This is a genomic window from Variovorax sp. ISS6, assembly GCF_056523145.1.
Genome location: NZ_JAWRZC010000001.1, coordinates 2,040,406 through 2,065,202 on the forward strand (window position 1 = coordinate 2,040,406; position 24,797 = coordinate 2,065,202).

General features: G+C 69.7%; 24 protein-coding genes. 13 read left to right on the forward strand and 11 right to left on the reverse strand.

Annotation, left to right across the window (positions count from 1 at the left end; all coding sequences use genetic code 11):
* The first annotated feature begins 1 nt into the window (after window position 1).
* The 6 genes from AC1HIL_RS09360 (at window position 2) to AC1HIL_RS09385 (ending at window position 6,084) form a co-directional block, all read left to right on the forward strand.
* Window positions 2-793, forward strand: coding sequence for a cell division protein FtsQ/DivIB (locus tag AC1HIL_RS09360; protein ID WP_057591182.1), 792 nt, complete (start codon window positions 2-4; stop codon window positions 791-793).
* Between the two features lie 21 nt (window positions 794-814).
* Window positions 815-2,044 carry a cell division protein FtsA gene (ftsA, locus tag AC1HIL_RS09365; RefSeq protein ID WP_057591181.1) on the forward strand — a complete coding sequence of 410 codons (1,230 nt, stop codon included), beginning with the start codon at window positions 815-817 and terminating at the stop codon, window positions 2,042-2,044.
* 169 nt (window positions 2,045-2,213) lie between these two features.
* A complete protein-coding gene (gene ftsZ, locus AC1HIL_RS09370) occupies window positions 2,214-3,419 on the forward strand; it encodes a cell division protein FtsZ (protein WP_057591180.1) in 1,206 nt (401 codons plus the stop codon).
* Window positions 3,420-3,669: 250 nt separating this feature from the next.
* Window positions 3,670-4,593, forward strand: a complete 924-nt coding sequence (lpxC, locus tag AC1HIL_RS09375) for a UDP-3-O-acyl-N-acetylglucosamine deacetylase (RefSeq protein WP_057591179.1) — start codon at window positions 3,670-3,672, stop codon at window positions 4,591-4,593.
* Window positions 4,594-4,615: 22 nt separating this feature from the next.
* Window positions 4,616-4,792: a hypothetical protein gene (locus AC1HIL_RS09380; protein WP_172705536.1), complete on the forward strand. Its 177-nt coding sequence runs from the start codon at window positions 4,616-4,618 to the stop codon at window positions 4,790-4,792.
* Window positions 4,793-4,920: 128 nt separating this feature from the next.
* The gene (locus tag AC1HIL_RS09385; RefSeq protein ID WP_479671671.1) at window positions 4,921-6,084 is read left to right on the forward strand and encodes an acyltransferase family protein; all 1,164 of its coding nucleotides are present in this window, start codon (window positions 4,921-4,923) and stop codon (window positions 6,082-6,084) included.
* 13 nt (window positions 6,085-6,097) lie between these two features.
* Here AC1HIL_RS09385 and ruvC read toward each other — a convergent pair whose 3' ends face one another.
* From ruvC to AC1HIL_RS09400, 3 genes are read right to left on the reverse strand one after another with little or no spacing between them, the layout of a single operon-like run.
* Window positions 6,098-6,646 (reverse strand): crossover junction endodeoxyribonuclease RuvC, encoded by a 549-nt coding sequence (gene ruvC / locus AC1HIL_RS09390; protein ID WP_261211322.1) that lies wholly within the window; start codon window positions 6,644-6,646, stop codon window positions 6,098-6,100.
* Between the two features lie 7 nt (window positions 6,647-6,653).
* Window positions 6,654-7,643: a phosphatidate cytidylyltransferase gene (locus AC1HIL_RS09395; protein ID WP_479671672.1), complete on the reverse strand. Its 990-nt coding sequence runs from the start codon at window positions 7,641-7,643 to the stop codon at window positions 6,654-6,656.
* Window positions 7,644-8,291, reverse strand: coding sequence for a lysophospholipid acyltransferase family protein (locus AC1HIL_RS09400; RefSeq protein ID WP_057591172.1), 648 nt, complete (start codon window positions 8,289-8,291; stop codon window positions 7,644-7,646).
* A 7-nt stretch (window positions 8,292-8,298) separates the two neighbouring features.
* On the opposite strand from AC1HIL_RS09400, the gene AC1HIL_RS09405 reads away from it, so the two are divergent.
* Window positions 8,299-8,727 carry a ribosomal maturation YjgA family protein gene (locus AC1HIL_RS09405; protein ID WP_057591192.1) on the forward strand — a complete coding sequence of 143 codons (429 nt, stop codon included), beginning with the start codon at window positions 8,299-8,301 and terminating at the stop codon, window positions 8,725-8,727.
* Here the strand turns inward: AC1HIL_RS09405 and AC1HIL_RS09410 are convergent.
* The 5 genes from AC1HIL_RS09410 to AC1HIL_RS09430 all read right to left on the reverse strand — a co-directional run bounded on the left by AC1HIL_RS09410 (window position 8,672) and on the right by AC1HIL_RS09430 (window position 13,906).
* Window positions 8,672-9,415, reverse strand: a complete 744-nt coding sequence (locus AC1HIL_RS09410; RefSeq protein WP_057591171.1) for a transglycosylase domain-containing protein — start codon at window positions 9,413-9,415, stop codon at window positions 8,672-8,674. The genes AC1HIL_RS09405 and AC1HIL_RS09410 overlap by 56 nt on opposite strands.
* Window positions 9,416-9,423: 8 nt before the next feature.
* On the reverse strand, window positions 9,424-10,278 hold the full coding sequence (gene aroE / locus AC1HIL_RS09415; RefSeq protein ID WP_057591169.1) for a shikimate dehydrogenase: 855 nt from the start codon (window positions 10,276-10,278) through the stop codon (window positions 9,424-9,426).
* 43 nt (window positions 10,279-10,321) lie between these two features.
* Window positions 10,322-11,173: an energy transducer TonB gene (locus tag AC1HIL_RS09420; RefSeq protein WP_057591168.1), complete on the reverse strand. Its 852-nt coding sequence runs from the start codon at window positions 11,171-11,173 to the stop codon at window positions 10,322-10,324.
* The gene (locus AC1HIL_RS09425) at window positions 11,170-13,242 is read right to left on the reverse strand and encodes a ribonuclease catalytic domain-containing protein (RefSeq protein ID WP_479671673.1); all 2,073 of its coding nucleotides are present in this window, start codon (window positions 13,240-13,242) and stop codon (window positions 11,170-11,172) included. Before AC1HIL_RS09425 ends, AC1HIL_RS09420 begins: the two co-directional genes overlap by 4 nt.
* A 67-nt stretch (window positions 13,243-13,309) precedes the next feature.
* A complete protein-coding gene (locus AC1HIL_RS09430) occupies window positions 13,310-13,906 on the reverse strand; it encodes a YqiA/YcfP family alpha/beta fold hydrolase (RefSeq protein WP_057591165.1) in 597 nt (198 codons plus the stop codon).
* A gap of 316 nt (window positions 13,907-14,222) precedes the next feature.
* Between AC1HIL_RS09430 and AC1HIL_RS09435 the strand changes: the two genes are divergently transcribed.
* The 6 genes from AC1HIL_RS09435 to AC1HIL_RS09460 all read left to right on the forward strand — a co-directional run bounded on the left by AC1HIL_RS09435 (window position 14,223) and on the right by AC1HIL_RS09460 (window position 21,527).
* The gene (locus tag AC1HIL_RS09435) at window positions 14,223-14,948 is read left to right on the forward strand and encodes a response regulator (protein ID WP_057591164.1); all 726 of its coding nucleotides are present in this window, start codon (window positions 14,223-14,225) and stop codon (window positions 14,946-14,948) included.
* A gap of 12 nt (window positions 14,949-14,960) precedes the next feature.
* Window positions 14,961-16,823 (forward strand): sensor histidine kinase, encoded by a 1,863-nt coding sequence (locus tag AC1HIL_RS09440; protein ID WP_412179508.1) that lies wholly within the window; start codon window positions 14,961-14,963, stop codon window positions 16,821-16,823.
* Between the two features lie 32 nt (window positions 16,824-16,855).
* On the forward strand, window positions 16,856-18,010 hold the full coding sequence (gene rodA / locus AC1HIL_RS09445; RefSeq protein ID WP_261211311.1) for a rod shape-determining protein RodA: 1,155 nt from the start codon (window positions 16,856-16,858) through the stop codon (window positions 18,008-18,010).
* A gap of 59 nt (window positions 18,011-18,069) precedes the next feature.
* Entirely contained in the window at window positions 18,070-19,530 is a 1,461-nt protein-coding gene (gene tldD, locus AC1HIL_RS09450) for a metalloprotease TldD (protein ID WP_057591162.1), read from the forward strand.
* 79 nt (window positions 19,531-19,609) lie between these two features.
* Entirely contained in the window at window positions 19,610-20,146 is a 537-nt protein-coding gene (locus tag AC1HIL_RS09455; RefSeq protein WP_216087441.1) for a hypothetical protein, read from the forward strand.
* A 262-nt stretch (window positions 20,147-20,408) separates the two neighbouring features.
* On the forward strand, window positions 20,409-21,527 hold the full coding sequence (locus AC1HIL_RS09460) for a 3-deoxy-7-phosphoheptulonate synthase (RefSeq protein ID WP_057591158.1): 1,119 nt from the start codon (window positions 20,409-20,411) through the stop codon (window positions 21,525-21,527).
* Between the two features lie 4 nt (window positions 21,528-21,531).
* On the opposite strand, the gene AC1HIL_RS09465 is transcribed toward AC1HIL_RS09460, so the two are convergent.
* The 3 genes from AC1HIL_RS09465 to mpl are packed head-to-tail and all read right to left on the reverse strand — an operon-like array spanning window position 21,532 to window position 24,776.
* Window positions 21,532-22,038 (reverse strand): cupin domain-containing protein, encoded by a 507-nt coding sequence (locus tag AC1HIL_RS09465; RefSeq protein ID WP_479671674.1) that lies wholly within the window; start codon window positions 22,036-22,038, stop codon window positions 21,532-21,534.
* 14 nt (window positions 22,039-22,052) lie between these two features.
* Complete coding sequence (locus tag AC1HIL_RS09470; RefSeq protein ID WP_479671675.1) at window positions 22,053-23,354, reverse strand: hypothetical protein; 1,302 nt, start codon at window positions 23,352-23,354, stop codon at window positions 22,053-22,055.
* A 12-nt stretch (window positions 23,355-23,366) separates the two neighbouring features.
* Window positions 23,367-24,776: a UDP-N-acetylmuramate:L-alanyl-gamma-D-glutamyl-meso-diaminopimelate ligase gene (gene mpl, locus AC1HIL_RS09475; RefSeq protein WP_296740287.1), complete on the reverse strand. Its 1,410-nt coding sequence runs from the start codon at window positions 24,774-24,776 to the stop codon at window positions 23,367-23,369.
* Between the last annotated feature and the right edge of the window lie 21 nt (window positions 24,777-24,797).

Here is a 24,797-nt window from a genome sequence, read left to right on the forward strand (position 1 = left end):
GATGGCCGACAGCATCCCCACGCCCTTCGACGTCAAGCTCATGAACATCGTCGCGAACCTCGCATTCGTGGCGGTGGGCCTGATGCTGCTCGCCGCGGGCGCCTGGTGGGTGCTGCGCCAGCCCTTCTTCCCGATCGCGGGCATCAAGGTCGACGGCGAGGTGACGCACAACAACGCCGTCACCCTGCGCGCCAACGTGGCGCCGCAGCTCAAGGGCAACTTCTTCACCGTCGACCTCGCGCGCGCGCGCACCGCCTTCGAGTCGGTGCCGTGGGTGCGCAGCGCGGTGGTGCGGCGCGAGTTCCCGAACAAGCTGCGCGTGACGCTGACCGAGCAGGTGCCGGTGGCCAACTGGGGCGACGAGTCGAGCTCGAAGCTGATCAACGGCTTCGGCGACGTGTTCGAGGCCAACGTGGCGGAGGTCGACGACAAGCTGCCGCGGCTCGATGGACCGATCGAGCAGGCCGGGCAGGTGCTGGGCATGTACCGCGTGCTGCAGCCGATGTTCGAGCCCTACGACCTCGGCCTCGACGCGCTCACGCTGTCGAGCCGGGGCAGCTGGCGCGCGCAGCTCGACAGCGGCGCGACGATCGAACTGGGCCGGGGCCAGAGCGAGGAGGTGGCGGCGCGGCTGCAGCGCTTCCTGAAGACCGTGACGCAGGTCGCGGGGCAGTACCGCCGCACCATGGACGACGTCGAGGGCGCCGATCTGCGCCACAACGACGCCTATGCGTTGCGCTTGCGCGGCGTCACCACCGTGGTGGCCGACCCCAAGACGCCCAAGAAGAAATAGACGAATACCGAGGACATATCGATGCCCAAAGAATACAAGGACCTGGTTGTCGGCCTCGACATCGGCACCGCGAAGGTGATGGTGGTCGTGGCCGAGGTGCTGCAAGGCGGCGAGCTCAAGCTCGCGGGCCTGGGCATCGCGCCCAGCAACGGCCTCAAGCGCGGCGTGGTGGTGAACATCGACGCCACCGTGCAGAGCATCCAGCAGGCGCTCAAGGAAGCGGAGCTCATGGCCGACTGCAAGATCGGCCGCGTCTACACCGGCATCACCGGCAGCCACATCCGCGGCATCAACTCCAGCGGCATGGTGGCGGTGAAGGACAAGGAAGTGACGCCGGCCGACGTGGCGCGCGTGGTCGAGACCGCGCGTGCCATCAACATCTCGAGCGACCAGCGCCTGCTGCTGGTGGAGCCGCAGGAGTTCGTGATCGACGGCCAGGACGTGAAGGAGCCGATCGGCATGAGCGGCATGCGTCTCGAGGCCAAGGTGCACATCGTGACCGGCGCGCAGAGCGCGGCCGAGAACATCATCAAGTGCGTGCGCCGCTGCGGCCTCGAGGTCGACCAGCTGATGCTGAACCCGCTGGCCTCGAGCCAGGCGGTGCTGACCGAGGACGAGCGCGAGCTCGGCGTGGTGCTGGTGGACATCGGCGCGGGCACCACCGACGTCGCGATCTTCACCAACGGCGCGATCCGCCACACGGCGGTGATCCCGATCGCGGGCGACCTGATCACCAGCGACATCGCGATGGCGCTGCGCACGCCGACCAAGGACGCGGAAGACATCAAGGTCGAGAACGGCTTCGCCAAGCAGCTGCTGGCCGATCCCGACACGCAGGTCGAGGTGCCCGGCCTCGGCGACCGCGGTCCGCGCATGCTGAGCAAGCAGGCGCTGGCCGGCGTGATCGAGCCGCGCATCGAGGAGATCTTCTCGCTGGTGCAGCAGGTGGTGCGCGAGTCGGGCTACGAGGAGGTGCTCTCCTCGGGCGTGGTGCTCACCGGCGGCAGCGCGGTGATGCCCGGCATGGTCGAGCTCGGCGAGGACATCTTCCTCAAGCCCGTGCGCCGCGGCATTCCGAAGTATTCGAGCGCGCTCTCGGACATGGTCGCGCAGCCGCGCGCGGCCACCGTGATGGGCCTGCTCGAGGAGGCCCGCTTCGCGCGCATGCGCGGCTTCAAGGTGGCGCAGAAGAACGGGTCGGTAAAAACCGCGTTCGGACGTTTCAAGGACTTCATCGTGGGGAACTTCTGACCATGAACCATTCCCCACTCTGGCTCGCGCGCGGCAGCCCTCCCTTGCATTTCAACGAGCGATGGCGACGAACAGGTCCACCATCGCGACGATGAATTCGTTCTCGTCGGGTACCCCCAAAAAGATTCATTCATAGACAACGGCAACTGCAAGATTCAAGGAGTAGAAGATGACCATCGAAATGATCGAAGTCGAAGAGTTCAACCAGGGCACGCAGATCAAGGTGATCGGTGTCGGCGGTGGCGGCGGCAACGCGGTCGCGCACATGATGGAACGCGGCGTGCAGGGCGTGCAGTTCGTCTGCGCGAACACCGACGCGCAGGCCCTGCAGCGCAGCAGCGCGCAGCGCAACATCCAGCTCGGCCTGAGCGGCCTGGGTGCCGGCAGCAAGCCCGAGAAGGGCCGTGAAGCGGCCGAGGCCGCCGTGGACGAGATCCGCGCGGCCATCGATGGCGCCCACATGCTGTTCATCACCGCCGGCATGGGCGGCGGCACCGGCACCGGCGCCGCGCCGGTGATCGCGCGCGTGGCGAAGGAGATGGGCATCCTCACCGTGGGCGTGGTGACCAAGCCCTTCGACTGGGAAGGCGGCCGCCGCATGACCAACGCCGAAGCCGGCCTGGCCGAGCTCGAGGCCAACGTCGACTCGCTGATCGTGGTGCTCAACGAGAAGCTGCTCGACGTGCTGGGCGAGGACATCACCCAGGAAGAAGCCTTCGCGCAGGCCAACGACGTGCTGAAGAACGCCGTGGGCGGGATCTCGGAAATCATCAACGAGTACGGCGGCGTGAACGTCGACTTCGAGGACGTGCGCACCGTGATGGGCGAGCCGGGCAAGGCGATGATGGGCACGGCCGTGTCCTCGGGTCCCGACCGCGCGCGCATCGCGGCCGAGCAGGCCGTGGCCTGCCCGCTGCTCGAAGGCATCGACCTCTCGGGCGCCAAGGGCGTGCTGGTGCTGGTGACCGCATCGAAGAATTCGCTGAAGCTCAACGAGTCGAAGCTCGCGATGAACACCATCCGCGCCTACGCCTCGCCCGATGCGCACGTGATCTATGGCGCGGCCTACGACGACGCCCTCGGCGACGAGATGCGCGTGACCGTGGTCGCCACCGGCCTGTCGCGCGCCGACGCGCGCCGCCAGGCACCGACGCTCGAGGTGATCCGCACCGGCACCGACAACATCCCGTTCAACGTGCCCTCGATGGGCACCGGCCACGGCGGTGGCGGCAACCAGCCCAACTACGAAGGCATGGCCGTGCCCAGCGTGTGGCGCACCAACCGCACGATGGCCGCGGCCAAGGTCGATGCGCTGTCCTCGGGCGGCATGGACGACTTCGAGATCCCGGCCTTCCTGCGCCGCCAGGCCGACTGAGAACCGGACCAGGGCCCGTCGCGGGCATCTCGAAAGAGATGCCGCGCGGCGGCCCGACCGGACGCAGAGGGTTTGAAGAACTCGCAAGAGGCGCAGGAGGAGGCCCAGATAAAGCCTTCCCGCCTGTATCAGGCGCGTTTTCTTCATCCCTTTGCGTCCATTTCGGGGCTATGCCATACGAACGATGCCAATGGGTGTAATAGCCAGGGGATTGGCGCGCCACGCACGCCGCGCGCCTAAAATCGCAGGCGTGCTGCAACAACGAACCCTCAAGTCGATCAGCCGCGCCGTGGGCGTGGGGCTCCACAGCGGGCAGCGCGTGGAGCTCACGCTGCGTCCCGCCCCGGCCGACACGGGCATCGTGTTCCGCCGCGTCGACCTGCCCGAGCCCGCCGAGATCCGCATGACCGCCGAGGCGGTCACCGACACCCGGCTGGCCTCGACCGTCTCCACCGGCGGCGCCAAGGTCCAGACCGTCGAGCACCTGATGTCGGCCTGCGCCGGCCTGGGCATCGACAACCTCTACATCGACATCACGGCCGACGAGGTACCGATCCTCGACGGCTCGGCCTCGTCCTTCGTGTTCCTGCTGCAAAGCGCGGGCATCGAGTTCCAGAAGGCACCGCGGCGCTTCATCCGCGTGCTGCGCAAGGTCGAGGTGCGCGAGGGCGACGGCGCCAACGAGAAGTGGGCGGCGCTCGAGCCGTACCACGGCTACAAGCTCAGCTTCGAGATCGACTTCGATCACCGCGTCGTCAACTCCACGGGCCAGCGCGTCGAGTTCGATCTCGGCAGCGGCTCGTACAGCCGCGACATCGCGCGCGCGCGCACCTTCGGCTTCACGAAGGAAGTCGAGTACATGCGCAGCAAGGGCCTCGCGCTCGGCGGCGGACTCGACAACGCCATCGTGATGGACGACACCAAGGTGCTCAATGCCGGCGGCCTGCGCTACGACGACGAGTTCGTGAAGCACAAGATCCTCGATGCGATGGGCGACCTCTACATCATCGGCAAGCCGCTGCTCGCGGCCTACACCGCCTTCCGCTCGGGCCATGCGCTCAACAACAAGCTGCTGCGCGAACTGCTTTCGCACAGCGACGCCTACGAGATCGTGACCTTCGCCGACGAGAAGCGCGCGCCGCGCGGCTTCAACGAAGTCGCTCGCGCCTGGTAGGCGACGCCGCGCCGATCCACGCATGCTCCTCTTTCGCTGGGCCCTGCTGTTCCTCCTGCTGATGGCCGGCGTCTCGTTCGCGTTCTATGCGGGCACCGGCCAGCCCAAGTACCGGCGCTTCGGCTGGATCGTGCTCAAGTGGACCCTGCTCGCGGCCTGCGGCTTCTTCGCGGTGCTGATCGCCGAACGCGTGGCCTGATCCGGACCGGCACCGCCGGTCTCCCGTCGCCGGGTGAGCGGCGATCCACACTCCTCCGTCCGGAGGAGATTTCATTAAGAATTCCTTTTGTAATATCCGCCCCGAAAATTTGATCGGGGAGGGGACGGATGACTCCATCGCAACAGGGTGGCGTTGGCGGCGTGGCCGGGGCGGAGGCAGAAAAACAGGGCGGGGAACGGGTTTTCGGGCTGGATCTGCTGCGGGCACTGGCGATCGGTGGCGTGCTCGTCAGTCATCTGCAGCTGGTGTTCTGGGGCGGCGGCTCGGCACTTGCGGGCATCTCGGGCAGCCTGGGCGTGGAGCTCTTCTTCGTGCTCAGCGGCTTCCTCATCGGCGGCCTGCTGCTGGACATCCTCGAGCAGGGCGCCGGCCCGCGGGCCCTGTGGACCTTCCTGGTGCGGCGCTGGATGCGCACGATCCCGCTGTACTACCTGTGGCTCGGCGTGCTGCTGCTGTGCGGGACCTGGGCCGGTGCCACCCGATGGCCCTGGTTCTTCCTGAGCTTTACGCAGAACCTGGCCTGGCCCATGACCAGCGCCTGGTTCGACGTCTCGTGGTCGCTGATGGTCGAGGAGTGGTTCTACCTGCTGTTCGCCAGCCTGCTGATCGCGCTGGCCGGCGTCATGCGCGCCTCGCGGGCCCTCGGGATCAGCTGCGCGCTCTTCATCGCGCTGCCCTTGCTGGCGCGCTGGATCGCCGACGACGCGGTCGCCGCCGACTGGGACGCGCGGATTCGCAAGGTCGTGCTGCTGCGCCTCGACGCAATCGCCTATGGTGTGGCCATGGCCTGGCTGATGCGCAGCCGGCGCCGGGCCTGCGATGCGCTCGCGCAGCCGATGCTGGCGCTGGGCCTCGCGCTGGTCGGGGCCTCGGTGCTGAGCAGCCTGGAGCCGGCCTCCTACCAGAGCGCGTCGTGGCGCGCGGGCTTCTTCAGCCTGACCTCGACGGGCTTCGCGCTGTGCTTCCCGGCCGTCGCGCGGATGCGGCAACCGGGCCGGGGCACGGAAGCGCTGGTGCGCTGGGCCAGCCAGCGTTCGTACGGCATGTACGTCGTCCACCTGTCGGTGATGGAGTTCGCGCGCCTGCTCGTGCTCGACGGCGTGCTGCAGCCACGCGAGGGCGTGCTGCTGGCCGGCCTGGCGACCGCCGTGCTGGCCGAGTTGTCGTACCGGCTGGTGGAGGTGCCGCTGCTGGTCCGGCGTCCGCCGCAACATGCGCGCGCCGATCGCGGCCATCGAAACCGCCGCGGCATGCGGGTCATCGCTTTCTGAGCGTGCCGGCGGCTCAGCGCGAGCGGCCCTGCCGGTAGCGCCCGGTCGTCGAGTGCGACAGCGTGGCGGCTTCCGCCAGCCGCTCCAGCGTGCGCCCGACCTGCGCATGCGTGATCGCGATGCCCAGCGCGTCGGCCGCGTCGCTGCCGGGCAGGCCCGGCAGCTCGAGCAGGCGCTTCACCATCTCCTGGATTTGCGCCTTGGCCGCCTGGCCGTGGCCCGCGACGGCCTTCTTCATCTGCAGCGCGGTGTACTCGGCCACCGGCAGGTCGTTGCTGACCAGCGCGGTCACGCAGGCACCGCGCGCCTGGCCCAGCAGCAAGGTGGACTGCGGATTGACGTTGACGAACACGATCTCGACCGCCGAGGCATCGGGCCGGTAGCGCTCGGTGATCTCGGCGATGCCGTCGAACAGCACCTTGAGCCGCTGCGGCAGGCTGCCGCTGGTGACGCTGCGCGTGCTGATGGTGCCGCTGGCCACGTAGCGCAGCGCGTGGCCATCGACGTCGACGATGCCGAAGCCGGTGGTGTTGAGGCCGGGGTCGATGCCCAGGATGCGCATGTGTTCCCTAGGCCCCGAAATACCAGCGCACGGAATGGAAGAAGATCGGCGCCGCGAAGCACAGCGCATCGACGCGGTCGAGCAGGCCGTTGGCACCCGTGACGCCCACGCCCTTCTGGCCCCAGTTGGGAATGCCGCGATCGCGCTTGAGCGCCTTCATCACGAGGTGGCCCATGGAGCCCGCGATGCAGGCGATGACCGAGACCGCGAGCGCCTGGCCGAACTTGAAGGGCGTGATGAAGGAGAACAGCGCGCCCACCAGGCTGGCCACCGCGATGCCGATGCCCCAGCTGGTCCAGTTGAAGCTGCGGCTCACGTTGGGCGCGAAGGGCGTGCGCTGGCTGCGGCGCGAGATCAGGTGCTGCACCAGCACCGAGGTCTGGACCACGAAGACCAGGAAGAACACGAGAAAGGCGCTCTTGCCCTCGTAGCCCGGAAAGCTCAGCAGCAGCAGCGCGGGCACGTGGCTCATGCCGTAGACGCAGACCATGATCCCCCACTGCAGCTTGGCGTTGCGCTCGAGGAAGTGGCTGGGGTCGTCTGCCAGCGCGCTGGCCACCGGGATCGCGAGGAACACGTAGACCGGGATGAACACGGTGAACAGGTCGAAGCGCGCGGTGGCCACGAGCCAGAACTGCACCGGCAGCACCACGAAGAAGGCGAGGATCAGGCTGCGGTGGTCGCCGCGCCGCGTGGGCGAGAGGGTGATGAACTCGCGCAGCGCGAAGAAGGAGATCAGCGCGAACAGCACCGTGGCCACGGTCTCGCCGAGCGCCCAGCCGATCCAGAAGATCACGGCCATGAACCAGGTGGTGCCCAGCAGCTTGCGGAAGTGCGCGAGCTCGGCCTGCCAGGCGGCGTCGTGCACCGGGTTGCGCCGCTCCCTGAAGCTCAGGAAGAAGGCGGCGGTGCTCACGACCACGAGCACGCCGAAGACGATCAGGAACAGCGCCGCGACTTGCTGCGTGGGGCTGAGGCTGCGGAGAAATTGATTCATTCAGACGTCGCGCAAGGCGATCACTGCGGCACGCGCGCGGTCGAGGAAGGGGCGCCGCTCCTCGCCGGCCTCGACGCGGATCGGCGCGCCGAAGGTGACGGAGCAGAGGATCGGCACCGGCACGATCTCGCCCTTGGGCATCACGCGCTGCACGTTGTCGATCCATGCCGGCACCAGCACCACCTCGGGGAATTGGGTGGCGAGCGCATAGAGGCCCGACTTGAATTTCTGCGGCTCGCCGGTGTGGCCGCGCGTGCCCTCGGGGAAGATGATGATCGAGTCGCCGCTGCGCAGCGCCTCGACCAGCGGGGCGAGCGGGTCGACGGCACGGGCTTCCTCGGGCGCCGCGGCGGAGGGCTCTGGCGCGGCCGCCTGCCGTTCGACGTACACCGCGTTGAACACCTCGGTCGTGATCCAGCGCTTGACCGGCGTGTTGGCCCAGTAGTCGCGCGCCGCGATCGGGCGCGTGATGCTGCGCAGCTCCTCGGGCAGCGCGGCCCAGATCATCACCAGGTCGGCATGGCTCTGGTGGTTGGCGAAATAGATGCGCTGCTCGGCCTTCGGCGGGCAGCCGTACCAGCGCGCCTGGGCACCGGTGAGCAATCGCACCACGCCCAACAGCAACCATCCCACGAGCTTCGCCAACATGGAGGCGATGATACGGGCCATGCGATGGCGTCTTGCTCCTCTTCCCCTGGCCGGGGCACTGGCCCTGTTCGTGCTGCTGGCACTGCTCGCGACCGTGGGCGCGCGCTGGGGCTGGGTGCGCAGCTTCCTCGGCGACGTGCTGGCCGTGGTCTGGGTCTACCTGGTGTTCAAGGCCTTCATCGAGGCGCGCGTGCTGCCGCTGGCGCTCGCGGCCTTCGGCGTGGGGCTGCTGGTGGAGCTGGGCCAGTACCTGGCGGCCACCTGGCAGCTGCATATTCCCAACCGCGCGCTGCGCATCGTGCTCGGCAGCACGGCCGACTGGTGGGACGTGCTGGCCTATGCGATCGGCTTCGCGGCGGTGCTGGCGGGCGAGGCCCTGTTCAGGGCAGGTCGGCCGAAGGCATCCGCGCCACGATCGTCGACGCCCGCCCGTTGAGGTAGGGCGAGTTGGGCCGGCGCTCGTAGAACTTCGGGCTCGGCAGCATCACCGCGAGGCGCGCGGCCTCGTACGAGCTCAGGCGCGCGGCCGGCTTCCTGAAGTAGTACTGCGCGGCCGCCTCGGCGCCGAACACGCCTTCGCCCCATTCGACGCTGTTGAGGTAGATCTCGAGGATGCGCCGCTTGTCGAGCAGCGTCTCGAGCAGCACGGCGAGCACCAGTTCCTGGCCCTTGCGCAGCATGGTGCGCTCGCCCGACAGCAGCAGGTTCTTCGCGAGCTGCTGCGTGATGGTGGAGCCGCCGCGCAACGGTGCCGCCTGCGCCGTCTTGCCGCGCGCCGCGGCGCGTGCCATGCGCTTGGCGGCCAGTTCCTCGGCGCGCGCATTGCGCTGGCGCGCGCGCTCGATGGCTTCCCATTCCACGCCGTCATGGTCGATGAAGCTGGCATCCTCGCTCGCGATCACCGCGCGCTTGAGGCTGTCGTTGATCTGCGCATAGGGCACCCACTCCTGGCGCCAGGCACCCTCGCTGCCCTTGTGGGTGGCGATCTGCCAGGCCTCGGAGCGCTGGAAGGCGGTGCTCTGCGGATCGATCGCCGCCATGGCCGCGATGCGCACGACGAAGAACAGCTCGAGCGCGAGGCCGGCCAGCAGCAGGCAGGCGATCCAGCGCAGCGCGGCCTTCATGAGGTGCTTCAGGCGGCGGCGAGCCGCGCGCGCAGCTCGTCGAGCACCTGGGCCGAAGGCGGTCGCACGCCGCGCCAAATCTCGAAGGATTCGGCCGCCTGCTCGACCAGCATGCCGAGGCCGTCGCGCGCCACGGCGCCGTGGGCCTGCGCCCATTGCAGGAAGCCCGCGGCCGCGGGGCCGTACATCATGTCGACCGCCAGCGCGCCCGCGCGCAGCACCTGCGCGCCGACCGGCACCGCGTCGCCCGCGAGGCTGGAGGCGGTCGCATTGATCACGACATCGAAGTCGCCCGGCACCGCGTCGAGCGCCCAGGCCTCGAGCGAGGCGCCGTGGGCCAGCGCGAGCGCCGCATGCCGGCGCACCAGCGCCACCGCCTTGTCGACCGTGCGATTGGCCACCACCACGCGCGCCGCGCCCGCGTCGAGCAGCGGCCCGAGCACGCCGGCCGCGGCGCCGCCGGCACCGATCAGCAGCAGCGACCTGCCGGCCAGCGGCACGCGCGCATTGCGCTCGATGTCGTTGACCAGGCCGATGCCGTCGGTGTTGTCGGCATGGATGTCGCCATCGGCCGCGAAGCGCAGCGTGTTGACCGCGCCCGCGAGCGTGGCGCGCTCGCTGGTGTGCTGCGCGATGGCGGCGGCGTCGAACTTGAAGGGCACGGTGACGTTGCAGCCGCCCGCGTGGTCGCCGCGTTCGGCGGCCTCGCGCCGGAAGGCGGCGATGCCCTCGGCGAAGGCGCCGAGCGCGACCAGCCGGCGCTCGTAGGCGATCGGCTGGTTGCAGAGCTCGGCGAAGCGGGCGTGGATCCACGGCGAGCGGCTGTGCTCGACCGGGTTGCCCATCACGCAGTACAGGTCCATGGCGCGGGTCTCCTGGCTTCTTCTTCTCTTCGGGCCGTCGCCGCTACTGCGACGACAGCTCGATGGTCTCGTCGCGCGTGAAGCGGAAGCGCGACTGGATCACGATCTGGTCGGTCTGGCGGCGCATCGCGTCGGTGAACTTGCCGAAGCTGCCGATGCTGCGCACGATGGCCTGGGCACGGCGGTCGAGCGTGGTGTTGCCCGAGCTCTCGTCGATCACGGTGTCGAGCAGGCTGCCGTCGTGGTTGATGGTGATCGTCATCTTGAGTTCGCCGTAGAGCTTCTTGCCGGCCGCGGTCGGGAAATTCTCGGTGCCGCGCACCTCGATGCGCCGGCGCAGCGAATCGACGTACAGCGCATAGGCGGCCTCGCGCGTCGACGGGCTCAGGTAGCGCTTCTTGGGGCGCGCGTTCTCCTCGTTCACGCGGCGCTCGATCTCGGCCAGCAGCTCGACCATCTGGCGGCGCTTCTCCTCGCGCGCGGTGGCTTCCTTGGGGTCGCCGCTCACGCGCGGATCGGGCGGGGGCATGGCCGCGAGGTCGCGCTTGAGCTGGGTCAGCAGCTGCATCTGCTGCTGCTGCATCAGGTCGACCTGGCGCTGCGCCTCCTCGGCGGAATCGCCGACCGCGCTGAAGGAGGAGGGCGGTAGCGGACTGGTGGCGCGGCCGCGCTCGAGGTCGCCACCGCCGGCGAGCGAGGTCTGGGCCATCACACGGGTCTTGGGATCCGGCGCTTCGTGGGTCTTCGAGTTGACGAGGATCACTTCGAGCGGCGTTTCGGTGAACGCGCGGTTGAAGGCCTCGGGGTCGACGAAACGCACCGCCAGCAGCGCGGCATGCGCGATGACGGACACACCCAGCGCAATCTGCAGGGTGCTCAGATCCTTGAGGTTCATGCGGGCGCGTTCTCCGCGGCCGCTCCCGCGTCGGGGGCGGCGTCGCCATCGGCCAGGTCGACCGCGATCGCGATCGGGCCGGCGACCACCTCTTCCTCGTCCTCGGCGTCGTCCACCGCGCCGGCCGCGGGCGCATCGAGGCGCTCGAGCACGGTGCCGCTGACGTCGAGCGCGATCTCGTCGATCTCGCCGAGCTTCACGCGCAGGCGCGCGCCGCGTTCCTGCTGGCCGGCCACCGGGAACACCAGCGGCAGCGCGTCGGCGCGCACCAGCGCGCCGTTGGGCAGGTCCTTGATGACGGTGGCCTCGAGCTCGGTGATGCCCTGCTGCTCGAGGTACTTGAGCGTCCAGAAGCGTTCCATGCCGCCCTGGTAGCCGTTGTAGGCCGCATAGGCCGCGTCGAAGCCCGAGAGGATCGAGAACAGGTCGGCGTCCTTGGGCTTGAACGGCGCGGCCAGCGCGGCGGTCTTGCCGTGGCGCGCGGCCGCGATGATCTGCCACTGGTTCACCAGGTCGGTGTAGCGGCGCAGCGGCGAGGTGCTCCAGGCATAGCTCTTCACGCCCAGGCCCGCGTGCGGCAGCGCGCGCGTGCCCATGCGCACCTTGATGCCGGGCGCGAGGCTGGCCTGGCTGCGGTAGAGCCCGGGCACGCCGAGCTCGCCGAGCCAGCCGCCCCAACTGCTGTTGGCCAGGATCATGGCCTCGGACACGATCAGGTCGAGCGGCGCGCCGCGCTGGCGCGTCGTGATCTGCACCTGCTCGGTGCCCGTGGGTTCGGCGCCGTCGTTGCCGACCAGGCGGAAGTTGTAGTCGGGCCGGTTGAAGTTCTCGGGCTTGCCGCGCACGACCTCGCGCTGGGCCTTCAGCTGGCGCGCGAGGCGGTGCAGGAACGAGAGCTGGGGACGGAAGCGCGCGGCGGCGGCCGGCGTGTCCTCGTGCGTGATCGAGCCGTCCTCGAGCCAGGGCTGCGTCACCACGCTATCGAGCTGGTCATGCCGCAGGTTGGCGGCGATCGGCACGCGCTCGAGCTTCGTCTCGGTCGACTGCAGTTCGAGCGTGACTTCGTCGAAGCGCGCATAGAGCGACACGGCCGGGCGGTCGGCGCCCTCGAGCAGCGTGTAGGTGTCGACCACCTCGTCGGGCAGCATCGTGATCTTGTAGCCCGGCATGTAGACCGTGGACATGCGCGCGCGCGCCACCTGGTCGATGGCGCCGCCGGGCGCGAGCGCGAGGCCCGGCGCGGCGATGTGGATGCCGACCGTGACCGTGCCGCTGCCCAGGCCCTGCACCGAGAGCGCGTCGTCGATCTCGGTGGTCTGCGAGTCGTCGATCGAGAAGGCCTCGACGCCCTCGGCCAGCGGCAGTTCGTCGGCGATGGCGGGCGCCACGAGCGCGGGGAAGCCCGTGCCCTTGGGGAAGTTCTCGAACAGGAAGCGGCGCCAGTGGAACTGGTAGGGCGAGTCGATCGCGCCCGCGCGCTCGAGCAGTTCGAGCGGCGCGCGCTGCGAGGCGCGCGAGGCTTCCACCACCGCCTTGTATTCGGGCGCGTTCTTGTCGGGCTTGAACAGGATGCGGTAGAGCTGCTCGCGCACCGGCGCGGGGCACACGCCCTCGGCGAGCTGGCCGGCCCATTCCACGATCTGCGCCTGGATCGCCTTCTTCTTCTCGATCGCGGCCAGCGCCTGCTGCACGATCTCGGCCGGCGCCTTCTTGAAGCGCCCCTTGCCCGCGCGGCGGAAGTAGTGCGGCGCCTCGAACAGGGCGAACAGCGCCGCGGCCTGCTGCGCCAGCGAGGGCTTGTCGCTGAAATAGTCGGCCGCCAGGTCGGCGAAGCCGAACTCGCCCTCGGCCGCGAATTCCCAGGCCAGGTCGAGGTCCATGGAGGCCGCGAGCGCGCGTCCCTCGGCGATCAATTCGGCGGGCGAGGGCTTCTCGAACCGCAGCACGATGTTGGCGCCCTTGACCTTGACGCGCTTGCCGGTCTCGAGCTCGACCTGCGCCGAGGCTTCCGCCTCCGACAGCACGCGCCCGCCGAGGTATTTGCCGGCTTCTTCAAACAATACAAACATGGGCCGGATTCTCCCATGCAGGCGGGGCGGGCCTGTGGCGCCGCCGCCGCAGGCGCCGATCGGCGCGTCAGGGCACTGGGTTGATGAAGGCCATCACGTCGTCGAGGTGGCTCTTCTTGAAATCCGAGAGGGCGTGGTCGCCGCCCTCGATCAGCTTGACGCGGCTGTCGGCGTAGCGCGCCGACATCTCGTGCCAGTCGAGCACCTCGTCGCCCTTGGCGATGACCGCGAACACACGCTCGGGGCGGGTCAGCGAGCCGACCTCCATGGCGCGCAGCTCGTGGATGTACTCGGGGCGGAAATAGAAATGCTCGGCCGGATCGTGCCAGGCGCTCTGGTCGCCGATGTAGAGCGTGAGGTCGCGCGCGGGATGGACGGCCGGGTTCAGCAGCACGGCGCGGCAGCGCGTCATGCCCGCGACGTAGGTGGCGTAGAAGCCGCCGAGTGAGGAGCCCACCACCGCCATCGACTTGCGCGGCCAGTCGGCGATGCCCTTCATCACCATGTCGATCGCATCCTTGGGCGAGGGCGGCAATTGCGGGCACCACCAGTGCAGGTTCGGATGCCGCTGGGCCACCCGATCCGCCACCGCGCGCGCCTTGGTGGAGCGGGGCGAGGAACGAAAGCCGTGCAGGTACAGCAGATGGGTGGTTTGTGGTTCCATGCGGGGGGGCGACGGAAAGCGCGTCGATGGCGCGCTGCTTGCGAAGTCCAGGTAATTTTGCATGAGGTCCGTGCCCATCAGATGGCGTCGAGGCGACAAAAACCCCGCGGTGCGGGCTTCCCGGAACGGGAGAGGGTCCTCGATGCCAGCGTGGCGCGGCAGGGGCGCAACGCGAAAGTATTCATCGCGTGTTCCTCCCATCGTGCAAAGTTCGAAGACGATTCGAGTGTGTGTGCAAGCCTCCCGATGCACATCCCATGAAAGGGTGAGGATTCGCGGACCTGCGAAAGCGTGCGCCGGCTTATGCTTCGGCCCCATGACTACCGAGGACCCCCATGACGCTACGCCCCGCCGCTGGGGCGTGCTCGTGGTCGAGGACGACAGCCGCGCCCGTGCCTTCTTCGAGACCAGCGTGCAGCGCAGCCCGCAGCTGTTCTGGCTCGGCAGCGCCGGCACGGTGAGCGAGGCGCTGGGCTGGCTCGCGCGCACCGCCACCATTCCCGACGTGCTGCTGGTCGACCTCGGCATGCCCGACGGCACCGGCCTGGACGTGATCCGCGATGCCGTCGCGCGTTTCCCGGGCTGCGAGCCGCTGGTGGTGTCGGTGTTCGGCGACGAGGAGAACGTGCTCGCGAGCATCGAGGCCGGCGCCGTCGGCTACATCCACAAGGACGCGGCGCCCGAGGACATCGCCCAGACCATCGTCGAGATGAAGGCCGGCGCCTCGCCGATCTCGCCCATGATCGCGCGCCGCGTGCTGGCCAAGTACCGCAGCCTGCAGTCGGCCAGCGTGCCGGGCACGGCCGAACCCGAAGCCGCGCCCGACGCGGGCGAGCGCGCGCTGCTGTCGGCGCGCGAGCACGAGGTGCTGACGCTGATCGCGCGCGGCTTCTCGTACGCCGAGATCGCGCGCCTCAAGGGCCTGAGCGTGCACACGGTGCAGACCCACATCAAGAACCTCTACGGCAAGCTCGCGGTGCATTCCAAGAGCGAAGCCGTGTTCGAAGCCACGCGACTGGGGCTGCTGTCGCGTTCCGGCTGAGACGGGACATCCGTGCTCCGGACCCTGCGCGGGCGGCTGCCCGCGATGCCGATCGCGCCGTGGCTGCTGCTGCTCGTGCTGGCCCTGTGGACCGGGTGGGCCATGGGAGCCGGCGCCGCCGACCGTCCGCTCGAACTGCGCCGCGGCACGGTCACCGCCGAGGTCGACGGCGCGGTGCGCAGCGAGCCGGTCGAGCTGTCCTACCACTGGGACCGGCTGCACCGCGGCCGGCCCGGGCTCGCGAGCTTCGACCTGCCCTTCGTGCTGCCCACCGCCCCCGACAGCCCCTGGGGCATCTTCATTCCACGCACCGGCAACGTGTTCGAGGTGCAGCTCAACGGCGCGCTGCTGCAGGTCTACGGCGACCTCTCGCGGGGCAACGGCGCCGATTACGCCAAGGCGCCGATCTACGTGCCGGTGCCCGGCGAGCTGCTGCGGGCCGGCGAGAACCACCTGCAGATCCGCATCCGCGCCGACAGCGCGCGCCGCGCCGGGCTGTCGCGCGTGTTCATCGGCCCGGCCGACGCGGTGCGCAACGGGCTGTTCGAGCCGGCCTATGCCTGGCGCTTCACCGCCTCGGTGCTGCTGACCGCCTTCAGCCTGATCGTCGGCGCCATCGCGCTGGCGCTGTGGCTCACGCAGGTCGATGCGACCGCGACCGGGCAGCCGCGCCGCGACGGCATCTACCTGTGGGCGGCGCTGGCCGAGTTCTGCTGGGCGATCCGGGTGGCCGACGGCGTGATCGCCGAACCGCCGCTGCCGTGGGTACCCTGGGGCGTGCTGATGGCGACCTGCTATGCCGGCTGGGCCGCCTCGGCCATGATGTTCTGCTACCACCTCGCCGACTGGGGCCGCACGGCCCACACGCGCTGGCTGCGCTGGCCGCTGCTGGCCGTGGTGCTGGGCACCGTGGTCTCGACCGCGCTCGCGCTGCAGCGCGAGCAGCCTATCTGGCTCACCGGCTGGCTCGCGATCGAGATCGTGGTGATCGCGGTCTTCGTCGGTGCCTTCGTCGGCTCCACCGCGCGGCGTCCCAGCGCCGAGCGGCTGCTGGTGGCCGCCGCGGCCCTGCTCACGCTGGCCTTCGGCGTGCGCGACTGGCTGGTGATCCGCCTGAGCGACGCCTACGGCGAGACCACCTGGGTGCGCTACTCGTCGGTGTTCTTCGGCATCGCGCTGCTCCTGATCGTGCTGCGGCGTTTCCGCGCGGCCAGTGTCGCGGCGCGCGGCGCGGTCCGCACTCTGGCCGAGCGGGTGGCGCAGCGCGAGCGCGAGCTGGCTTCGACCTATGCCGAGCTCGAGCGGGCGGCGCGCGACCAGGCGCGCACCCACGAGCGCGAGCGCATCCTGCGCGACATGCACGACGGCGTGGGCTCGCACATCAGCTCGGCGATCCGCCAGCTGCAGTCGGGCCAGACCAGCTCCGAGGAGCTGCTGCGCACGCTGCGCGACTCGATGGACCAGCTCAAGCTGTCGATCGACTCGATCCACCTGCCGCCGGGCGACGTCGGCGCGCTGCTGGCGGCGTTCCGCTACCGGCTCGAGCCGCGCCTGGCCACGGCCGAGGTCGCGCTCGACTGGGCCGTGGACGAGGTCGCGCCGGTGGCGCACCTCGACGCGCACGGCATGCGGCAGCTGCAGTTCCTGTTGTTCGAGGCGATCTCGAACGTGCTGCAGCACGCGCAGGCGCGGGTGCTGCGGCTGGAGGCGCGCATGGAAGGCACGGCGCTGGCGCTGCGCGTGATCGACGACGGGCGCGGCTTCGACGCCACCCGGGCGCCGCGCTCGCTGGCCGAGCGGGCGGGCGCCATCGGCGCGCGGCTGGCGCTCGAAAGCCGACCGGGCCGCACGGTCGTTCAGCTGGTTTTCGACTGAGCGGGCCCGGCGGGCGCGGATAATCCGCGCCCATGTCCGCCGTGTTCAATCAGCCCTCCCTGGCGCGCCGGGTCGCGCCCATCTTCCAGGGCTTCGACGGCTTTCTGGCCTTCGCCGTGCTGCTGCTGGCCTTCGCGGGCCTGCTGACGATGTATTCCTCGGGCTACGACCACGGCACCCGTTTCGTCGACCATGGCCGCAACATGCTGCTGGCCGGCTTCATCATGTTCGTGGTGGCGCAGGTGCCGCCGCAGAAGCTCATGCTCGCCGCCGTGCCGCTCTATGCGGCGGGGGTGGCGCTGCTGGTGGCGGTGGCGCTGTTCGGCATCACCAAGAAGGGCGCCACGCGCTGGATCAACGTGGGCATGGTGATCCAGCCCAGCGAGATCCTGAAGATCGCCATGCCGCTGATGCTGGCCTGGTGGTTCCAGCGCCGCGAGGGGCAGCTGCGGCCGCTCGACTTCGTGGTGGCGACCGTCCTGCTGGCGGTGCCGGTCGGCCTGATCATGAAGCAGCCCGACCTCGGTACCTCGCTGCTGGTGCTGGCGGCCGGCCTGGCGGTGATCTTCTTCGCGGGGCTGCCCTGGAAGCTGATCGTGCCGCCGGTGCTGCTGGGCGCCGTGGCGATCACGCTGATCGTGAGCTTCGAATCGCAGCTGTGCACCGACGGCGTCGACTGGCGCGTGCTGCACGACTACCAGAAGCAGCGCGTGTGCACGCTGCTCGACCCGAGCAAGGACCCGCTGGGCAAGGGCTTCCACATCATCCAGGGGATGATCGCCATCGGCTCGGGCGGCGTCGGAGGCAAGGGCTTCATGCAGGGCACCCAGACGCACCTGGAGTTCATTCCCGAGCGCACCACCGACTTCATCTTCGCCGCCTACTCCGAGGAATTCGGCCTGGTGGGCAACCTGGCGCTGATCTCGGCCTTCATCCTGCTGATCTTCCGCGGGCTGGCGATCGCGCTCAACGCCACCACGCTGTTCTCGCGCCTGCTGGCGGGCGCGGTGACCATGATCTTCTTCACCTACGCCTTCGTGAACATGGGCATGGTCAGCGGCATCCTGCCGGTGGTGGGGGTGCCGCTGCCCTTCATCAGCTATGGCGGCACGGCCATGGTCACGCTGGGGCTGGGGCTCGGGATCCTGATGTCGATCGCGCGCGCCCGGAAGCTGGCGCAGAACTGAGCGCGGCCCGAGCATCCCGCCGTCCCCGCGGAATGGGGCGGCTGCCTAGAATGGCTCTTATGATCTCCCGCGAACCCACCATCGAGCGCCTCGCCACGGCGCAACAACTGCTGCTCACGCCCTTCGGCCTCGACGAATCGCACCTGAGCAAGGCCCTGGCCGAGATCACCGCGCACCGCGTGGACGACGCCGACCTGTACTTCCAGTACACCCGCAGCGAGGGTTGGAGCCTCGAGGAAGGCATCGTCAAGACCGGCAGCTTCAGCATCGACCAGGGCGTCGGCGTGCGCGCGGTCAGCGGCGAGAAGACGGCCTTCGCCTATTCCGATGACATCTCCGAGGCCTCGCTGCTCGACGCGGCGCGCACCGTGCGCTCGATCTCCGCCGCGGGCCGCACCGGCCGCGTGAAGACCGTGCCGCGCAAGATCGCCTCGAGCCGCTCGCTCTACGCCGGCCTCGATCCCATCGCCACGCTCGACAGCACCGCCAAGGTGAAGCTGCTCGAGAAGGTCGAGCAACTGGCCCGCTCGCGCGACCCGCGCGTGTCGCAGGTCATGGCCGGCCTCGCGAGCGAGTACGACGTGGTGCTGGTGGCGCGCGCCGACGGCACGCTGGCGGCCGACGTGCGGCCGCTGGTGCGGCTGTCGGTCACCGTCATCGCCGAGCAGAACGGCCGCCGCGAGGTGGGCTCGGGCGGCGGCGGTGGACGCTTCGGTCTGGCCTACTTCGACGACGAGCAGATCGCCGAGTACGTCGACCATGCCGTCAAGTCGGCGCTGACCAACCTCGAGTCGCGCCCCGCGCCCGCGGGCGAGATGACCGTGGTGCTCGGCCCGGGCTGGCCCGGCATCCTGCTGCACGAGGCCATCGGCCACGGCCTCGAGGGCGACTTCAACCGCAAGGGCTCGAGCGCCTTCTCGGGCCGCATCGGCCAGCGCGTGGCCGCCAAGGGCGTGACCGTGCTCGACGACGGCACCATCGCCGATCGCCGCGGCTCGCTCAACGTCGACGACGAGGGCAATGCCAGCCAGCGCAACGTGCTGATCGAGGACGGCATCCTCAAGGGCTACATCCAGGACGCGCTCAACGCCCGCCTGATGAAGGTCAAGCCCACCGGCAACGGCCGCCGCGAGAGCTACGCCCACGTGCCGATGCCGCGCATGACCAACACCTACATGCTCGGCGGCGACAAGGCGCCCGAGGAGATCGTGGCGAGCATCAAGAAGGGCCTGTACGCCGTCAACTTCGGTGGCGGCCAGGTCGACATCACGAGCGGCAAGTTCGTGTTCTCGGCCAGCGAGGCCTACTGGGTCGAGAACGGCAAGATCCAGTACCCGGTCAAGGGCGCGACCATCGTGGGCAACGGCCCCGACGCGCTGACCCGCGTGAAGATGATCGGCGACGACATGGCGCTCGATTCGGGCGTGGGCACCTGCGGCAAGGAGGGCCAGAGCGTGCCGGTGGGCGTCGGCCAGCCCACCTTGCGCATCGACGGGCTCACTGTAGGCGGAACGGCTTAAGACTTTCGTCACTTGCGGAGCGTTTCCTCCCGTTGCTAAGCTGCGCCCTTTTGCGACGACGCATTCAAGGAGCATTTCAATGGGGAACAGGATCCACTCGCCCGCCGCCCTCTGGGCCATGACCGCCCTGGTCGCGCTGGCCAGCGCCGGCTGCGCATCGCGCGGCGGCTCGGGCAGCCAGAGCGAGGCCGCGCCCGCGGCGGCCGCGGCCCCGGCCGCCCCCGCGCGCAGCGGTTCCAAGGCCGGCATGGACGCCCAGGGCAATGTCGTCGATTCGTCCAAGGTCGAGGCCGGCAGCGGCCGCACCGTCAAGGGCCTCAACGGCTACGAAGGCGAGATCACCGGCAACCCGGCGCGCAACAGCAAGTTCGCCCGGCTGCAGATCGGCATGAGCGCGCGGCAGGTCACCGACCTCGCGGGGCAGCCCACCGACCAGGGCGCCTACGTGACCGGCAAGGCCTTCATCCCGTTCTATTTCGGCAGCGACCGCCATCGCTTCGAGATGACCTACAAGGGCCAGGGCCGCCTGATCTTCGCGGGTGGCGGCATGGGCGACTACTCGAGCGGCAACCTGATCTGGATCATCCACAACGCCAACGAGTCGGGCTACCGCTGAGCCCGTGTCCAGGCGCCGGCTCCGTCGGCGCCAAAACAACGAACGCCCGGCCTCGAAGCCGGGTTTTGTTTTTCCGTGCTACATTCGCGCCCATGTCCGCCGCTCTCCGCGCCTATTTCTTTGCCTACTTTTGGTTCCCGGTTTCCGGCGGACGAGAGGCGAGCGCGTAAAGCAGACAGGCACCCCTCCCAAAACCGCCGGCGCAAGCAGCCCCGGCGGTTTTTTTATGCCCTGACGATATTCAATCCAACAAGGAACCTTCATGAGCACGAACACTGCCCCGGCCAGCGAGAGCTGGTATGCGAGCGTCGAAAAAACCAGCAAGACCGACGACGAACGCATCAAGGACATCAACGTGCTCCCCCCTCCCGAACATCTGATCCGCTTCTTCCCGATTCGCGGCACGCCGGTCGAAACGCTGATCACGGGCACGCGCCGCAGCATCCACAACATCATGGGCGGCAAGGACGACCGGCTGCTGGTGGTGATGGGTCCCTGCTCGATCCACGATCCGGCCGCCGCGCTCGACTACGCGCGCCGCCTCAAGGTCGAGCGCGAGAAGTACGCCGACACGCTGGAGATCGTGATGCGCGTGTACTTCGAGAAGCCGCGCACCACGGTCGGCTGGAAGGGCCTGATCAACGACCCCTACCTCGACGAGAGCTACCGCATCGACGAAGGCCTGCGCATCGCGCGCCAGCTGCTGATCGACATCAACCGCCTGGGCCTGCCGGCGGGCAGCGAGTTCCTCGACGTGATCTCGCCGCAGTACATCGGCGACCTGATCGCCTGGGGCGCGATCGGCGCGCGCACCACCGAGAGCCAGGTGCACCGCGAACTGGCCTCGGGGCTGTCGGCACCGATCGGCTTCAAGAACGGCACCGACGGCAACATCCGCATCGCCACCGACGCCATCCAGGCCGCGGCGCGCGGCCACCATTTCCTCTCGGTGCACAAGAACGGCCAGGTCGCGATCGTGCAGACCAACGGCAACCGCGACTGCCACGTGATCCTGCGCGGCGGCAAGGCGCCCAACTACGACGCGGCCAGCGTCGAGGCGGCCTGCAAGGACCTCGAGGCGGCCAAGCTGCCGCCCACGCTGATGGTCGACTGCAGCCATGCCAACAGCTCGAAGCAGCACCAGAAGCAGATCGACGTCGCGAAGGACATCGCCGGCCAGATCGCCGGCGGTTCGCGCCGCGTGTTCGGCGTGATGGTCGAGAGCCACCTGCAGGCCGGCGCCCAGAAGTTCACGCCCGGCAAGGACAAGATCGCGGGCCTCGAGTACGGCAAGAGCATCACCGACGCCTGCCTGGGCTGGGACGATTCGACCCAGGTGCTCGAGACGCTGTCGCAGGCGGTCAAGCAGCGCCGCGGCTGATCGCTCAGATCAACGCGGCGAGTTCGGGCCAGTGATGGCGCACCGCGGCGGCCTCGTCGCCGTCGGGCGCCATCAGCGAGAAGTCGGCGAAGTCGAAGCCCGGCCCGACCATGCAGGCGACCAGCGTGAAGTCGCCCGCCGAATGGCTTTCGATCGGCCGCGCGGCCTGCCACTGGCCCGCGGGCACCACGTGCTGCGGCCGCGTGCCGTGCACGTCGACCGGCCCGAGCCGCACATGCGCCGGCGCGGTGCGCAGCGCGGCATCGCAGGTCCACAGTGCCAGCGGCACGCCTTCGAGATGCACCCAGACCTCGTCGGACAGCACCCGGTGCCAGCGCGAATGCTGGCCGGCTTCGAGCAGGAAGTAGATGCTGGTGAGCGCGCTGCGGGCCGCGCGCTCGTCGGCGGGAGTCACCAGCACCGCGGAGCGGAACACCTCGCGGTACCAGCCGCCCTCGGGATGCGGCTGCAGCCCCAGCGTGTCGATGAGTTGGGTGGCGCGCTGGGTCATGGGCGGATCCTCGTTCAGGGTGTGGCCGGAAAGTGCCAGCCGGCCAGGTGCTTCAGGTCGCTGGCCTGGCCGCCGGGAATGCGCTCCGGCAGGGGCTGGGCATGCGATGGAGCCGGCACGCCGACCGCGATCCGCGTCACGCCGGTGGTCTTGCCGAGCCCGGCGACCCAGCTCTGCCAGCGCTCGCCGTTGCGGCGGTCGCGAAAGCCGATGCCGGCGATCTGCCCGGCGGTGGGCGGCGTGGGCGAGAGCAGGTCCAGGTATTCCACGCGGCCGCGCACGATGCCGCGATGGTCGGCCTTCACTTCGTGGCAGTAGGCGGCGGTCCACAGGTCCTCGCGCAGCCGCACGGCATGCACGTCGCCCGCGGCCGGTGGCCCGGGGATCGACTTGGCGCGCGCGCCGGCGGCGGCTTTGCGCCGAATGGGCTCGGCGGCCTCGGCGGGCGGTTCCTGCCCGGGACGTTTCAGATGGCCGAACAGCCGCTCCACCAGTTGCTCGTCGAGACCATCGGCCGCGCGCCACCAGCCCAGTGGGGCCGGTGCCTCGACCTTGGTGGAAGGCCGCTGGTCGCGCTCGATCGCGGGGGTCCAGCGCGTGAAGAGGCCCGGATGCTCGGGCGTCTGCATGACGCCGAGCGTGGCCAGGGCCTCGAGCACCGTCTCGCAGCGGTAGGGATTGTTCACGCGCAGCAGCTTCGCGTCCTTGAGCGCAGTGCGCGCCTTGCCGTAGCGCGTGTCGGCCGGCAGGGCGCGCAGCAGGTCGAGCAGGCGATGGAAGACCCAGATGTCGCGCGGCGTCGGTTGCGGCCAGCCTTCGGCCGGGCCCGCGGCTTCCAGCGCGAGCAGGCCTTCGACCGGTCCGCCGGTGCCCCAGCCCGCGCCCTGCAGATGGCGGAAGTAGGCGCGCAGCGTCGGATCGGCGCGCTCCTCGCGGTGGAAGCAGACACGGCAGCTGCCGCCGCCCATGGCGTCCATCGGATGCGCCGGCATCGCGAGGCCGAAGGCGGTGGCGGGCAGCACCGTGAGCCACGCCAGGTCGCTCGAGGTCATCGAGGCGACGAAGGCATCGGCCGCGCGGCGCAGGTCCACGCCGACCGCGGCCTGCCGCAGGCGGTTCACCGCCTCGTCGTGCGGGATCGCGACGAAGCGGTTGGGCTCGAGGCCCGCATCGGCCAGCGCCTGCCGCTCGGCCGCGCCGAAGGTGTCGGGAATGCGGTGGCAGTGGTTGCCGTCGGCGTCGAAGTAGCTGTTGCCGCTGTCGTACACGCGGCGCAGCAGGCCGAGCAGCGTGTCGTCGGGTGCCGCGGCCGCCATGCGCGATCCCGCTCAGGCGATGCCGTCGCGCAGGGCCTGCAGCAGCTTGTCGTGCACGCCGCCGAAGCCGCCGTTGCTCATGCAGACGATGTGGTCGCCGGGCCGCGCCGCGGCGACCAGTTGGCCCACCAGCGTGCCGATGTCGCCAGCCACCCGGGCGCGCTCGCCCATCGGGGCCAGCGCCGCGGCTGCATCCCAGTCGAGCCCGGCCGTGTGGCAGAACGACAGGTCGGCCGACTCGAGGCTCCAGGGCAGTTGCGCGGCCATCACGCCGAGCTTCATCGTGTTGCTGCGCGGCTCGAAGGCCGCGAGGATGCGCTCGCCCTGGCGACCCGCGGCGTCGAGCTTCTGGCGCAGGCCGTCGAGCGTGGTGCGGATCGCGGTGGGATGGTGGGCGAAGTCGTCGTAGACCGTGATCGCGCCGCCCGCGCGCTCCACCGTGCCGCGCAGTTCCATGCGCCGGCGCACGTTGCGGAAGCTGCCGAGCGCGCGCGCCGCGTCGGCCGGCGATACGCCCACGTGCTCGGCGGCCGCGATCGCGGCCAGCGCATTCATCTGGTTGTGCAGGCCCGACAGTGCCCATTCGACGCGGCCGACCTGCTCGCCCTCGTGCAGCACGTCGAAGGCGTCGTGCGTGCCGCGCGCCTCCCACTGCGCGCCCGGGCCTTCGCCGCCGAAGCGCGCGAGCTCGCTCCAGCAGCCCTGGGCCAGCACGCGCTCGAGGCTGGGCTCGGTGGCATTCACCACCAGCCGGCCGGTGGACGGCACGGTGCGCACCAGGTGATGGAACTGCCGTTCGATGGCCGCGAGGTCGTCGAAGATGTCGGCGTGGTCGAACTCGAGGTTGTTGAGGATCGCCGTGCGCGGGCGGTAGTGCACGAACTTGCTGCGCTTGTCGAAGAAGGCGGTGTCGTACTCGTCGGCCTCGATCACGAAGGCCGGTCCGTCGCCGAGCCGGGCCGAGACGCCGAAATCGAGCGGCACCCCGCCGACCAGGAAGCCCGGCGCCTTGCCCGCGCGCTCGAGCACCCAGGCCAGCATCGAGGTGGTGGTGGTCTTGCCGTGCGTGCCGGCCACCGCCATCACGTGGCGACCCAGCAGCACGTGCTCGGCCAGCCACTGCGGGCCGCTGGTGTAGGGCTTGCCGGCGTCGAGGATGGCTTCCATCAGCGGAAACTTCGGCCTGCCGTCGGCCAGCCGGGCGCGCGACACCACGTTGCCGACCACGAACACGTCGGGGGCCAGCGCGAGCTGGTCGGCGCCGAATCCCTCGATCAGGTCGATGCCGAGTGCGCGCAACTGGTCGCTCATCGGCGGGTACACGCCGGCGTCGCAGCCCGTGACCCGGTGGCCTGCCTCGCGCGCCAGGGCGGCCAGACCGCCCATGAACGTGCCGCAGATGCCCAGAACATGAATATGCATGGGAGGCGATTCTAGGGAGGC